Genomic DNA, 12,840 nt, shown 5'->3' with positions numbered 1-12,840 from the left:
GGCGGGGGCGGCATCCGTCGTCAGCCGGGTCGCCGGCACGGCTTCCGCGACCGGCGCCGTCCCGTGACCGTAAGCGGACGAGACCGCGGCCGAGGGGGTCAGCGCCGTCTCGCGGTGCACCTCGAGCACGGCGGTCAGCGCCGCGACGGCGGCGGCGCCGCGCTCCGGCTCGGGGGCGAGGCTGGGCAGGCTGGAAGTGTCACCGTAGCCGCCATGGCGTTCGTCGCGCACCATCTCGCCGTCGACGAGCTCGATGACGCGCCGCTGCATCTGGTCGACGAATCCGGCCTCGTGGGTGGCCATGACCACGGTCGTGCCGCCGGAGTTGATGCGCGCGAGCAGCTGCATGATGTCGACGGATGTCGCGGGATCGAGGTTTCCGGTTGGCTCGTCGGCCAGCAGCACCTGCGGGCGGTTGACGAGGGCGCGGGCGATCGCGACGCGCTGCTGCTCGCCGCCGGAGAGCTCGTGCGGGAAGCGCTTCTCCTTGCCGGCGAGTCCGACGAGCGCCAGCGCCTCGGGGACGGCCTGCTGGATGAAACCCCGCGACGAGCCGATGACCTGCAGCGTGAACGCGACGTTCTGGAAGACGGTCTTGTTCGGCAGGAGCCGGAAGTCCTGGAACACCGCGCCGACGTGGCGGCGGAAATACGGGACCTTGCGGTTCGAGAGCGAGCGGAGGTCCCGGCCGAGCACGACGACCCGGCCGTCGCTCGGCGTCTCCTCCCGGAGGATGAGGCGCAGGCACGAGGACTTGCCCGAGCCGGATGCGCCCACGAGGAACACGAACTCCCCGCGCAGCACCTCGAAGTCCACTTTGCTGAGCGCTGGCTTCGCGGTGCCGCGGAAGCGCTTCGTGACGTTCTCGAACCGGATCATGGCGTTTCGAGCCTAAGCGGGTGGCCGCGCGAGGCGCCCCGCGACACCCGGGGCCGCGGCATCCGCCGGGCAGCCGGAGTCACCCGCCCGAGGCGACCTTCCGCACCACCTCACGACTCGCCACCAGCACCTCGGTGGGATGGCTCAAGTGCACGCCGTGCTCGGCGGTCGGCCATGACTGCAGCGGAACGCCCAGAGCGGTCGCGAGCCGCTGGTGCGCCTTGCGCACCGGCGACTTGTCCTTGCGATCGGCGGTGACCACAGCGGCAGGCACCATCGCCAGCTGCGTCTCGTGGAACCCCTTCGCGATCGTCTCGAGCCCGGCCGCGGACTCACCCAGGGTCACCAGGTCGACGTCGGCGATCTTGCGCATCGCCGCGCTCGTCTCGGGACCCATGCTGTGGCGGCGCACCGACTTTTCGGCGCTTGACTGCAGCATGGCTCGCAGCAGTCGACCCAGGCCGGGCACCTTGGACAGGCGGCCGGTGATCCGGGCCGTCCGCTCCACCCGGCGAGCGAGCTTCACGTCGTTGACCGGAGTCGGGTCAAGGAGTACGAGGCCCGCCACGTCCTCGGGATGATCGCGCGCGACCAGCAGCGCGACGGCTCCGCCCAGGCTCTGCCCGATGATCACGACCGGCCCGAGATCCAATTCGGCGAGAGTCGAGTGAATCGCCTCGACCGCCTCGGCGAGTCCACCACGAATGGAGTTGGTACCGGTGCCCGGGCGGTCGTAGAGGATGACGCGGCATCCGGGATCTGCCTGAAGACCCTCGATCAGGCCGGGGAAGAAGCCCGCCACGGCCTCGGCACCGCCCGGGAGCAGCAGAACGGCGGGTCCGGAGTCTCCGAGCACCTGGGGCATGCGGCGATACTAATGCGGCGAGCGGCTCGTCGCCCGGGGCCGCCGCCGGTGGAGTGTCGGCACGTCGCCGGCGCCGTGGTCGGCGTCGCCTCGTATCCTTTCGTTCCATGGGCAGTTCGAGGAGCACGGCCGGGTCGGGCGCTGGACGCGCGCGCCCCGGTCGAGCAGCGCGCGACGGGAGCAGGGGGTCCTCATGATCGACGTCGACACGATGGTCGACGACATCCGCTTGCTCGTGGAGTGCGAGTCGCCCTCAGCGGACCCGGACGCCGTCGCCCGATCGGCGGATGTGGTGGCACGCCTCGGCGAAGTCCGCCTCGGCGTCGCGCCCGAGCGCATCGTCGTGGACGGCTGCACGCACCTGCGTTGGCGACTGGGTGAGGAGCCCTCGCGCGTGCTGGTCGTCGGACACCACGACACCGTCTGGCCGATCGGATCGCTCGCAAGCCGGCCCTCCGTCGTCGAAGACACTCCGCGCGGCCGAGTCCTGCGCGGTCCTGGAAGCTTCGACATGAAGGCGGGGCTGGCGATCGCATTCCACGCGGCCGCCGGCCTCTCGGGCGTCACGCTGCTGATCACGGGCGACGAGGAGATCGGGTCACCATCGTCGCGGGCGCTGATCGAGGAGGAGGCGCGGCGAGCAGAGGCGGCGCTGGTGCTCGAGGCATCGGCGGACGGCGGCGCGCTGAAGATCGAGCGCAAAGGCACCTCGTGGTACCGCCTCGAGATCACGGGCCGTGCGGCCCATGCCGGTCTCGAGCCGGAGCGCGGGATCAACGCGACGGTGGAACTCGCTCACCAGGTCATGGCGCTGGGCGGCTTGGGCGACTCCGCGCTGGGCACGACCGTCACACCGACGGTCGCTCATTCGGGCACGTCGGCCAACACGGTGCCCGGGTCCGCCACGGTCACGATCGACGTGCGGGCGGGCACGGTGGCGGAGCAGCAGCGGGTGGATGCGGCGATCCGCGCTCTCCGACCCGCGCTGCCGGGCGCCTCGCTTGTCGTCGCGGGAGCGATAAACCGGCCGCCGCTCGAGTCGAGAGCCGCCGCCGACCTCTTCGAGCGGGCGCGCGCGGTCGCGCAGCGGCTCGGCCATCCGGTCCCGGGATCGGCCGCGGTCGGCGGCGGGTCGGACGGGAACTTCACGGCGGGAGTCGGCACGCCGACGCTCGACGGGCTCGGCGCCATCGGCGGTGGTGCGCACGCCGATGACGAGCACGTGCTCGTCGACACGCTCCCTGATCGCACGCTGCTGGTGCGCGGGCTTCTCGAGGACCTCCTCCGCGTCGGCGCCGCGTGACGCCGGGGGCCCGAGCTTTCCCCGCGAGACTGCAACTGCACGTCGAGACTGCGGGTAATGCCCTCCGTTTCGCCGTCCGGTTGCAGTCTCGCGGACAGAAGCCCGCGGAATGTGGCGCGCAGCGGCTGGGCGGGGCGCCATGCGCCGGCATCTGGACGCCCGCCGTGTGCCGCGCCACGATGGATCGATGATCGCTCTACCCATTCCGGCGGAGGCTCTCCGGGCCGGAACATCGCGGACGATGAAGTTCGAGGGCGCCGACCACGGCTCGGAGATCTCGTTCTTCTTCGTCGACAACGAGCCCGGGCAAGGTCCCGGTCTGCACCGGCATCCCTACAGCGAGACGTGGATGGTCGTCTCGGGCGAGGCGACGATCCGCATCGGCGACGACGTCGTCCTGGCGCACGACGGCGACACGGCCGTGGTGCAGGCGGGTGTCTGGCACGGATTCACCAACACCGGAACCGACCGGCTGCGGATCATGTGCATCCACGCGTCGCCGCGCATCATCCAGGAGTTCCTGGAGGGCGAGCGCTACTCCTGACCGGATGCCGCCGCTCCCCCGTCCCTGAGACAAGGGATGCCGCCTGCCCGAGGCCACGGCATCCGCTCAGTCGTCTGTGGGGCGCTTGCGCCAGCGGATGCCGGCAGCGATGAAGCCGTCGAGGTCGCCGTCGAACACAGCGGAGGGGTTGTTGACCTCGTGCTCGGTGCGCAGATCCTTGACCATCTGGTACGGGGCGAGCACATAGGAGCGCATCTGGTCGCCCCAGCTCGCGGTGATGACGCCGGCGAGATCCTTCTTGATCGCCGCTTCCTGCTCCTTCTGCAGGATCAGCAGCCGCGACTGCAGGACGCGCATCGCGGCAGCACGGTTCTGGATCTGCGACTTCTCGTTCTGCATCGACACGACGGTGCCGGTCGGAAGGTGCGTCAGCCGGACCGCGCTGTCGGTCGTGTTGACCGACTGACCGCCCGGGCCGGAGGAGCGGAACACGTCGACGCGCAGGTCGTTCTCGGGGATCTCGACCTCGACGGCCTCGTCGAGCAGCGGGATGACCTCAACCGCCGCGAACGAGGTCTGACGCTTGCCCGCGGAGTTGAAGGGGCTCATCCGCACCAGACGGTGCGTGCCGGCCTCGACGCTGAGCGTGCCGAACGCGTACGGCGCGTCGACCTCGAACGTCGCGGACTTGATGCCCGCCTCTTCGGCATAGGAGGTGTCCATCACCGTGACCGGGTACTTGTGCTGCTCGGCCCACCGCAGGTACATGCGCAGGAGCATCTCTGCGAAGTCGGCGGCATCCACTCCCCCGGCGCCGGCGCGGATCGTGATGACCGCCGGCCGCGCGTCGTACTCGCCGTCCAGGAGCGTCTGAACCTCGAGCTGGCCGACGACGTCCTCGAGCTCGGCGAGCTCATGACGGGCCTCTTCGGCGGCGTCCTCGTCGTCCATCTCGTTCGCGAGCTCGACCATCACCTCGAGGTCGTCGAGGCGGCTGTCGATCTCGGCGAGACGGGCCAGCTCGGACTGACGGTGGCTGAGCGCGCTCGTGACCTTCTGCGCCTTGTCGGTGTCGTCCCACAGGTCTGGAGCACCGGCTTCCGCGCTCAGGCGGGCGATTTCGGCGGTGAGGGCGTCCACGTCGACCACCGACTTGATGTCGGCGAACGTGGAGCGCAGCGCCTGAATATCGGCGGACAGATCGAAATCAAGCATGACAGTCCAGACTAACGTGGATGCGGTGACCGACCGCGCCGCTCCCGTTTTGCGGCGCTTCGGTCCGATGATCTACGGACCCACCGTGCTCTTCGCGCTCGGCGAGGGAGCCGTCATCCCACTGATCCCGATCATCGCAGCGCAACTCGGCGCCGACGTCGCGACGGCCGCCCTCGTCGCCTCGGCACTGGTCGTCGGCCAGCTTTGCGGCAACCTACCGGCCGGGTGGGCGGTGGCGCGCATCGGCGAGCGGCTCACGATGACGATCGCGGGAACGGTGTCGCTCGCCGGTGTGGTGGGCATGGTGTTCGCTCCGGTGCTCGGAGTGTTCGCGGCATCGGTCTTCCTGATCGGCTTCTGCGCAGCGGGCTTCGGACTCGCACGGCACTCGTTCATGACGACGCGCGTCCCCCTGGCCTTCCGCGCGCGGGCGCTGTCGCTCCTGGGCGGAACCTTCCGGCTCGGCATGTTCGTCGGGCCGTTCGTCGCAGCCGGCCTGCTCGGGCTGTTCGGTGACGCGCACGCCGCGATCTGGTTCTTCGGCGCCTGCTTGGTCGCAACGGTGGTGCTCGTGCTGTTCGGACCGGACCCCGAGAACCAGCTCGCCGCGACGCCCGGCAACGGCTCCGACGATGCCGCGTCGCTGGCGGAGGACACCGGGGAAGCCGTGACCGGATCGATCCCCACCGCGGGGCGAGTGGGCGTGTTCGGCACGATGTGGCGGTTCCGCCGGGTGCTGTCGCGTCTCGGGCTGGCCGCGGCATCCCTCTCGGCCGTCCGATCGGCACGGCAGGTCGTCCTGCCGTTGTGGGGCCTGTCGATCGGGCTCGACGCACAGACGATCGCCCTGATCGTCGGCATCTCGGGCGCGATCGACTTCGCGCTCTTCTACGCGAGCGGGCAGGTGATGGACCGCTTCGGCCGCCTCTGGGCTGCGCTTCCCGCGATGCTGCTGATGGGCGCGGGCTTTCTGGCGCTGGCCTTCACGCACGACCTGGCGAGCGCGGCGATGTGGTTCGCCATGTTCGCCGCAGTGCTCGGCGTCGGCAACGGCCTGTCGAGCGGCATCCTGCTCACACTCGGTGCGGATGTCGCTCCGAAGGGCGACCCGGCACCGTTCCTCGGTTCGTGGCGGACTCTCACCGATGCGGGCGGCGCGATCTCGCCGCTGCTCGTCTCAGGGATCGCCGCGGTGTCGTCGCTCTCGATCGCGACCGGGGCCGTCGGGGCCATCGGGCTTCTCGGCGCGTTCGCGTTCCTGCGGTGGGTACCCCGCTTCGTGCCGCAGGTTCGGCCGTGAGCGCTGCCGGGGGGTCAGGCGCGTCCGAGCCGATGCGGTTCTGCCGCAGCCGCAGCGCCGGCCGCCGATGCACGCGCGAGCAGGGCCACCGCGGGCTGCACCGCCATCGGTCGTTGATGTGGACGGATGCCGGTGCCGACGGCCCTGAATGCCCCGGGTCGGGCGCTCCCGGGGTGGCGGCATCCGTGCTGCCGAGCGGGTTTCCGGATGGCCGCGCGCTGTGCCGGGTGTGCCTGGGCTTCGTCGCGTTCGATGCGGGCGGGCGGCTCGTGCGGCACGACGCCGGCGGCGGGGCGGCGGAAGCCGGCGAGCGCGCGGAGTGGTTCAACAGCTTCGGCTGGGTCGACTCAGGCGAGGCGACGGGAGGAGATGCGCAATCGGGAGGCTGAAATCCCGGCATTCTCTCCTCCCGTTCGCACTTCTCCTCCCGCCTGCGACCGCGCGGATACACTCGTGCCTGCGACCACGATTGGAGAGCGATGCTGCTGGTGTTCCTGGTGCTCTACGCCGCTCTCGGTGTCGGATGCGTCGCGCACGGCGTCGCGCGTCGCACGCGAACGGCGATCGTGTGCGGCACGGTCACACTTGCGCTGGCGGCCGGATCGCTCGTCGTGCTGATCCTGTACGCAGCGGGCGCCGACCACTGGACTGTCGCCGTTCTGCAGGCGCTCCTGTCGCCGATGCCCGAGTCGCTGGTGCAGCCCGGGACCTTCGACGCCGCGACGCAGGGCACCGGGATTCCGGTGGTCGTCTTCGCGGTGATCGAACTGATCGTCGCGATCGCACTCTGGGCGATCCCTGTCTTCGGCATCATCGTCGCCAGTCGCGCGCCGCGCCGCGAGCCGACGACCTAGTTCGTCGCAGCGCCGCTCAGCGAAGGGCCGTCCTACTGGTCGCGGTTGCCTGCAGCGCGACACCCTCCGGCACGAACAGTGTGATCACCGGCGCCTTCCATGTGTCCGCGACGGTGACCCGCGCCGACACGCCGTCGGGGGTTCCGGCATCCAGGACCACCGCACCGTTCCCGACGTCGCCGACGAGCGTCTCGGCCTGATCGCGCACGCCCTCCGTGGTCAGCTCAGCGACGGGCTCACCCGTGTCGATCACGAGGGTGAAGCCGTCCGCGCCCGCGAGCGCGGCGGCGTCAGCGAGGCCATCGAGGCGCTTCTGGGCGAGGTACAACGACGACGCGTCGACGCAGACGAGGATCACGGCGATCGCCAGCACTGCGTACCCGAGCGTGAGGATCAGCACGCTGCCATCGTCGTCGGACGCGCGCCGCCGCTTCAGCCGGCGACCCCGGATCGTCATTTCCCCTCCCAGAATCGCGACACCTTCTGGACCGCGGATGCCTCGACCGGGATGCTCGCCAGTCGATCGAGCCCCAGGACGGGCGGCACCAAGGGCAGCGCCACGCTCGTCCGGATCGTGACGACGAGAGTGGCGCCCGCCTCAGGACACGCACCCCCGTTCGGATGGCACTCCAGCGCCACCCCGACCGAATCCGGGTCGAGGGCGTACTCCTCGACGACAGAACGAAGGATCCGATCGGCGCTCTGCCGCGCGGCATCCGCGTTCTCGGCCGTCGACAGCGCTCTGGCGATGTGACGCGCGCCTGCCTCGGCGCCGAGGGACTGCCCCTGGATCAGGCCGAGCGAAACGATGAGATAGACGAGCGGGACGAGCAGCAGCATGCCCACGAGGATGAACTCGAGTGCCGCGGAGCCGCGTTCACCGCGCGAGTCGTCGTCTGCTGCACCGTCAATCGAAGGACTCCACCGGAGCACTGGCCGTCACCTCCAGCAGCCGAGGAAGGCCGAGCAGCCCGACAAGCGGCAGGGTGGTTCGCACGTCGACGTGCACGGCCGGCTGTCCGAGCGTGCTCGACTCGCGTACCTCGACGTCGGTCGCATACTCCGCGCCGACCGTGCGGCTGACGATCTCGCGAGTCCGGTCGGCGCCGTCGCGAAGCGAGGTGTCGGCGAGCGCCGCGTGGTAGGCGCCCTCGACGGCGGCGTCGTGCACGACGTTGCGCACGTACACCGCCAGGCCGAATTGCAGCACACCGAGAGTGAGCAGGGTGAGGAGGGTCCCGACGAGCACGAACTCGACGGGACTGGATCCGCTCTCGTCCGCGGCGATCGTCGCCAGGCGCGATCGGATGCCGCGCAGGCGCGAGATCGGCACGGTCTACAGGCCCGAGACCCGCTCGATCGCCTGCTGGAACAGATCGGCGAGCGCGGGTCCGGCGAGCGCCCAGATCACCACGACGAGTCCGGCCGTCATGAGCGTGATCAGCACCCACCCGGGGACGTCCCCGCGCTCGTCGTCATACGCGCCCTGAGCGAGATTCCGCAGCCGTGCGACCGCGCGTTCGAGATAGCTACGCATCTGATTCCCTTCCGGCGTCAGCCGATTCCGAGTCGAAGCATGAAGATCCCCGGGAACACGGCGAAGAGCACGCTCAAGGGGAGGATGAGGAAGACGAGCGGGATGAGCATGTAGATCTCTTTGCGGCCGGCGCGTTCGATGAGTCCGCGTTTGGCGTCCTCGCGCGCATCCAACGCCTGCGAGTGCAGCACGTGCGCGAGCGGCGCACCGCGATCGATGGCGGCGACCAGCTGGTCGGTGCTGCGCGACAGCGCGGGGATGTCGAGCCGACTCGAGAAGCGGCTCAGCGCCTCGGACAGCGATGAGCCCGTGCCCACCGCGAGCACCACGGCGCGCAGCTCGGAGGTGAGCTCGCCCACGCCCACCTCGCTCACGCGGCGGAGGGAGTCGAGGATGCCCTCCCCCGCCGACAGGCACAGCGCGAGGAACTCGAGGACCGTCGGAAGCTCCTCCTGGATGCGCGCCACGCGGTTACGCGCCGCGGACGTCAGTCGCGCGTCGTAGGCGAACGCCGCGATCACTCCCGCGAGCGGGGGCAGCAGCGCAGCGGCGCCGGACGCGCGTCCGGTGAGCACCAGCGTCACGACGGCCGCGCCGCCCACCGCGACGCCGACGATCGCCCACGCGAGCTGCCTGCCGCGGAAGGCGGCCGCATCCATCGCCCATCCCGCCTGAGAGAGCCGACGATCGAGCGAGGCGGATCCCCCGGCGAGGGGTGTCAGGCGATGCTGCAGCGCCGTCCACAGTCCTGCCAGGTCCGCTGCGCGCGCCTCGAAGGCGGGTGTCACGCCGCGCGGGTCGGTGACATCGCGGATATATGGCGCGATACGGCGCGCGAGCGACGGCGCACCCCAGCGCGGCGCGAGCGACAGCAGCAGGCAGATCCCCAGGCCGAACGCACCGCCCAGGACGACGGCGAAGGCGACGTCGGTGCCGACCAGGGCGCTCATCCGAACCACCGCCTCGGCTCGGGCAGGCGTCCGATGCGCAGCATCACGCGGTACGCGACGAACGACACGGCGGCGCCCGCGAGGATCAGCGCGACCCCTTCGGGACTGCCGTACGCCCGCGCGCCCTCGGGTCGCATCGCGAGCAGCGCCAGGATCACCCAAGGTGCGGCGACTCCGAGAACGGCGGCCCCGCGGATCCAGGACTGGCGGGACTCGACCTCGGCACGCAGGGCGGCATCCGCTCGCACCGAGGTGGCGAGCGCGCGGAGCACGGGAGTCAGCTCGGTGCCGCCGACCTGCCGCGCCATGCGCAGGGTCTCGACGATGCGATCGCCCACCGGGTCGCTCAGCGCCTGCTTGAGGCGCTGAGCGCTCGAGTCGAAGTGACCGGATGCCGCGACGTCACGGGCGAACCCGGCGAACGCCGGCCGCAAGGGTGCCGGGGCGGACTCCGCGAGGCCCGACACGGCATCCGGCAGCGACATGCCGGCCCGCACCGATGCGATCAGCAGGTCGCAGATGTCAGGCCACAACGCCCGGCGGGACCGCAGCAACCGGGACCGCCGCGCGCGGAGCCACGCGAACGGCGCCAGGGCTCCGACGACGGCCGCGACCAGCGCCAGTGCGGCGACCTGCGTCACAAGCCACGCGGTCGCGGCGAGAATCGCCGATGAGGCCACGGAGGCCGCCACCACTCCCGCCGGCGGAACGCGGACGAGCCCGGCCGATTCGAGCAGTCGTGGCAGCCGGCCGGCTGCGGGCTGTCGCGGCCGGGGCGCACGCGCGGGCCACACCCAGGGCGAGATGAGCAGCAGGATGCCGGCGGCGAGCACCGCACCCCATACGAAGGTCACGCCGTGTCCGCTCGATAGACGGTCCGGGCCTCGACGGCTGCGCCGGCCACACCGGTGGGCTCGACGATCTCGACGACGCGACGACGGCCGGACGGATCCCGCCGGCAGTGCGCGACGAGATCGACGGATGCCGCGACCGCGGGCAGCACGAAGCCGGCGTCGATGTTGCGCCCGGCCAGGAGCGGCAGCGCCGCGAGCTTCGCGAGCGCCTCGCGGGCCGAGTTCGCGTGGATCGTGGCGGCGCCCGGCACGCCCGTGTTCAGCGCGAGCAGCAGGTCGAGCGCTTCGGCATCCCGGACCTCGCCGACGATGAGGCGATCGGGCCGCATGCGCAGCGCCTCCTTGACGAGGCGCCGCAGCGACACCTCGCCCGTTCCCTCGAGACTCGGCTGCCGGCCCTGCAGCGCGACGAGATCCGGTGCGTCGACGGCGAGCTCGAACGTCTCCTCGACCGTGACGATCCGGTGATCGGGTGGGCACGCGGCGATGAGCGCGCCGAGCAGTGTCGTCTTGCCCGCGTGGGTGGCGCCGGAGACCAGGATGCTGCGGCCCGTCGTCATCGCGCCACGGAGGATCTGCTCGGCCGCGGGCTCGATCGAGCCGCCGGCGACGAGCTGATGGAGGTCTCGGTACGCGGGAAGGAACTTGCGGATGTTGACCGACCAGTGCCGGCGCGTGATGTCGGGGATGACGACGTGCAGGCGGCTGCCGTCCGGCAGCGAGGCGTCCACGAACGGCTGGCTCAGGTCGACGCGGCGGCCCGTGGTGTGCAGCATCCGCTCGACGAGGTCGCGGACCGCGGCGTCCGTCAGCGCGAGAGGAACGCGCTCGGCCACTCCCCCGCGAGCGAGAAAGATCCGGTCGGGGGCGTTGATCCAGAGTTCCTCGACGGTCGGGTCGTCCAGATACGGCTGGAGCGGTCCGTAGCCTGCCACCGCGGCGAGCACCTCCCGAACGCAGGAGGCCTCGTCATCCACCGCGGCCAATCCGCGGGCGAGTGCGACGTCGTTGTGGCGCCGCACCTCGGCGCGGGCTATGCGGGTTGCGAGCTCCGGATCACGGGCGGGGTCGGCCTTCTCGGCTCGCAGCCGATCGCGCACGCGCTCCGCCACCACCGCGGCCGCGGTTGCGGTGGGGACGTACGCGAGAGTCATTCGAGAATCCTTGCAAGCACGCCGCGCCCGGCCGGGAAGTTATCCACAGGTGCGTCGCTTCAGGGGGAGCGGTTCACGCCGGAAAGGTGCGCCCCGCCGGTCGGAGGGGCAGGATGGAGATCCACGAGCGAGGGGGCATCATGACGACGACGGAGAAGAAGGACGTGCCGGTCAAGCGCATCGCGCTCGGGCTGGCCGCGGGCAAGCGCGCCGCGGAGATGGCGCCGGGCAAGCGGGTGTCGCTCGGCATCCTCGGGATCATCCAGGCCGCGTACGCGTTTCTCGCGTTCTGGGACCTGTGGCACCGACCCGCCAAGCAGATGCACGGGCCCAAGCCGCTGTGGGGTCTGGTGATCCTGATCAACTGGATCGGCCCGACTGCGTACTTCTACGTGCATCGCACGCGCTGATCCGTGCGGGCGAGGGCGGCTGCCTCCGCGCCGGCCCGGCACGGGGGTCAGCCCCACAGCAGGGCCACAGGCGCCTCGGTAGACTGATCGGACCCGCGGGAGTGGTGAAACTGGCAGACACGCAGGATTTAGGTTCCTGTGCCTCCGGGCGTGTGGGTTCAAGTCCCACCTTCCGCACGCGAACCACACTCCGTGGCATCCGCATTCCGACCGCCGACCGTAACGACCGACGGGACCCGCCTTGCACTCCACCGCTCTCATCCCCTGGCTCGACCCCGAGACGATCATTGCTGCGGCCGGCCCGTGGGCTCTGCTTGTGGTCTGCTTCATCGTCTTCGCCGAGACCGGCCTCCTCGTCGGCTTCCTGCTGCCCGGCGACACGCTCCTGGTCATCTCCGGCCTGCTGACCAACACCAGCAACATCTTCGGCGTGAACATCTGGGTCGCCTCGCTGCTGATCGCGCTGTCCGCCTTCATCGGCGGTGAAGTCGGGTACTTCATCGGACACAAGGGCGGCCCCGCCGTCTTCGAACGCAAAGAATCCGGACTGTTCAGCGTCAAGAACGTCGAACGGACGAACGCGTTCTTCGAGCGGTTCGGCGGGCTGACGATCATCCTCGCCCGCTTCGTGCCGATCGTGCGCACCTTCGCACCCGTCGCCGCCGGAGTCGGTCACATGCCGTGGCGCAGGTACACGCTCTACAACTTCATCGGCGCGATGCTGTGGGGCTTCGGCCTCACGATGCTCGGGTACCTGATCGGCTTCATCCCGTGGATCGCCGACCTCGTCACCGAGTACATCGACATCATCCTGCTGATCGCCGTCGGCGGCACCGCGCTGATCACCGTCTGGCACTACTTCAGCGAGCGCCGCAAGGCGAAGAAGCTGGCCGCGGCCGGCGCTGACGTCGTGGTCGACCCCGAGGAGGCGCGCGAACTGGTCCTCGACCCCGAGGTGTTCGAGCGCGGACCCGAGCACCCGCACCGCGACGGCGAGCCGCCGCGGGCATGAGG

The 12,840-nt window shown here is 70.7% G+C and carries 17 protein-coding genes and 1 tRNA gene; 8 read left to right on the top strand and 10 right to left on the bottom strand.

Features of this window, described 5'->3' with window-relative positions; translation table 11 throughout:
• Window positions 1–879 (bottom strand): cell division ATP-binding protein FtsE (gene ftsE / locus VFX99_RS00240; protein WP_329664312.1); only part of this gene is annotated, 879 nt, incomplete at its 3' end.
• Between the two features lie 79 nt (window positions 880–958).
• On the bottom strand, window positions 959–1,744 hold the full coding sequence (locus VFX99_RS00235; protein WP_329664311.1) for an alpha/beta hydrolase: 786 nt from the start codon (window positions 1,742–1,744) through the stop codon (window positions 959–961).
• A 193-nt stretch (window positions 1,745–1,937) separates the two neighbouring features.
• On the opposite strand from VFX99_RS00235, the gene VFX99_RS00230 reads away from it, so the two are divergent.
• Complete coding sequence (locus tag VFX99_RS00230; protein WP_329664310.1) at window positions 1,938–3,047, top strand: M20 family metallopeptidase; 1,110 nt, start codon at window positions 1,938–1,940, stop codon at window positions 3,045–3,047.
• Between the two features lie 241 nt (window positions 3,048–3,288).
• On the top strand, window positions 3,289–3,591 hold the full coding sequence (locus VFX99_RS00225; protein WP_329664309.1) for a cupin domain-containing protein: 303 nt from the start codon (window positions 3,289–3,291) through the stop codon (window positions 3,589–3,591).
• A gap of 66 nt (window positions 3,592–3,657) precedes the next feature.
• Here VFX99_RS00225 and prfB read toward each other — a convergent pair whose 3' ends face one another.
• Window positions 3,658–4,767: a peptide chain release factor 2 gene (gene prfB, locus VFX99_RS00220; RefSeq protein WP_329664308.1), complete on the bottom strand. Its 1,110-nt coding sequence runs from the start codon at window positions 4,765–4,767 to the stop codon at window positions 3,658–3,660.
• Here prfB and VFX99_RS00215 point away from each other — a divergent pair.
• The 3 genes from VFX99_RS00215 to VFX99_RS00205 all read left to right on the top strand — a co-directional run bounded on the left by VFX99_RS00215 (window position 4,766) and on the right by VFX99_RS00205 (window position 6,921).
• Window positions 4,766–6,067: an MFS transporter gene (locus VFX99_RS00215; RefSeq protein ID WP_329664307.1), complete on the top strand. Its 1,302-nt coding sequence runs from the start codon at window positions 4,766–4,768 to the stop codon at window positions 6,065–6,067. The two genes, prfB and VFX99_RS00215, sit on opposite strands and share 2 nt — an antisense overlap.
• On the top strand, window positions 6,064–6,456 hold the full coding sequence (locus tag VFX99_RS00210) for a hypothetical protein (protein ID WP_329664306.1): 393 nt from the start codon (window positions 6,064–6,066) through the stop codon (window positions 6,454–6,456). Before VFX99_RS00215 ends, VFX99_RS00210 begins: the two co-directional genes overlap by 4 nt.
• A gap of 90 nt (window positions 6,457–6,546) precedes the next feature.
• Window positions 6,547–6,921, top strand: a complete 375-nt coding sequence (locus tag VFX99_RS00205; RefSeq protein WP_329664305.1) for a hypothetical protein — start codon at window positions 6,547–6,549, stop codon at window positions 6,919–6,921.
• Window positions 6,922–6,937: 16 nt separating this feature from the next.
• On the opposite strand, the gene VFX99_RS00200 is transcribed toward VFX99_RS00205, so the two are convergent.
• The 7 genes from VFX99_RS00200 to VFX99_RS00170 all read right to left on the bottom strand — a co-directional run bounded on the left by VFX99_RS00200 (window position 6,938) and on the right by VFX99_RS00170 (window position 11,416).
• Complete coding sequence (locus VFX99_RS00200) at window positions 6,938–7,378, bottom strand: pilus assembly protein TadG-related protein (protein WP_329664304.1); 441 nt, start codon at window positions 7,376–7,378, stop codon at window positions 6,938–6,940.
• Window positions 7,375–7,761 (bottom strand): TadE family protein, encoded by a 387-nt coding sequence (locus VFX99_RS00195; RefSeq protein ID WP_329664303.1) that lies wholly within the window; start codon window positions 7,759–7,761, stop codon window positions 7,375–7,377. Before VFX99_RS00195 ends, VFX99_RS00200 begins: the two co-directional genes overlap by 4 nt.
• 67 nt (window positions 7,762–7,828) lie before the next feature.
• Complete coding sequence (locus tag VFX99_RS00190; protein WP_329664302.1) at window positions 7,829–8,254, bottom strand: TadE/TadG family type IV pilus assembly protein; 426 nt, start codon at window positions 8,252–8,254, stop codon at window positions 7,829–7,831.
• A 3-nt stretch (window positions 8,255–8,257) separates the two neighbouring features.
• A complete protein-coding gene (locus VFX99_RS00185) occupies window positions 8,258–8,458 on the bottom strand; it encodes a hypothetical protein (protein WP_329664301.1) in 201 nt (66 codons plus the stop codon).
• Between the two features lie 17 nt (window positions 8,459–8,475).
• Entirely contained in the window at window positions 8,476–9,408 is a 933-nt protein-coding gene (locus VFX99_RS00180) for a type II secretion system F family protein (RefSeq protein WP_329664300.1), read from the bottom strand.
• Entirely contained in the window at window positions 9,405–10,262 is an 858-nt protein-coding gene (locus VFX99_RS00175; protein ID WP_329664299.1) for a type II secretion system F family protein, read from the bottom strand. Before VFX99_RS00175 ends, VFX99_RS00180 begins: the two co-directional genes overlap by 4 nt.
• Window positions 10,259–11,416, bottom strand: a complete 1,158-nt coding sequence (locus VFX99_RS00170; RefSeq protein ID WP_329664298.1) for a CpaF family protein — start codon at window positions 11,414–11,416, stop codon at window positions 10,259–10,261. Before VFX99_RS00170 ends, VFX99_RS00175 begins: the two co-directional genes overlap by 4 nt.
• 140 nt (window positions 11,417–11,556) lie before the next feature.
• Here VFX99_RS00170 and VFX99_RS00165 point away from each other — a divergent pair, with 140 nt between their 5' ends.
• The 3 genes from VFX99_RS00165 (at window position 11,557) to VFX99_RS00155 (ending at window position 12,838) form a co-directional block, all read left to right on the top strand.
• Window positions 11,557–11,826, top strand: coding sequence for a hypothetical protein (locus VFX99_RS00165; protein WP_329664297.1), 270 nt, complete (start codon window positions 11,557–11,559; stop codon window positions 11,824–11,826).
• A gap of 95 nt (window positions 11,827–11,921) precedes the next feature.
• Window positions 11,922–12,003, top strand: a tRNA-Leu gene (locus VFX99_RS00160).
• A 64-nt stretch (window positions 12,004–12,067) separates the two neighbouring features.
• A complete protein-coding gene (locus tag VFX99_RS00155) occupies window positions 12,068–12,838 on the top strand; it encodes a DedA family protein (RefSeq protein WP_329664296.1) in 771 nt (256 codons plus the stop codon).
• Window positions 12,839–12,840: the final 2 nt, after the last annotated feature.

Source organism: Microbacterium sp. (assembly GCF_036277215.1).
Classification (GTDB): Bacteria; Actinomycetota; Actinomycetes; order Actinomycetales; family Microbacteriaceae; genus Microbacterium.
Note: the sequence above shows the minus strand (reverse complement) of the source record. Positions and strands in the feature narration are given on the sequence as shown.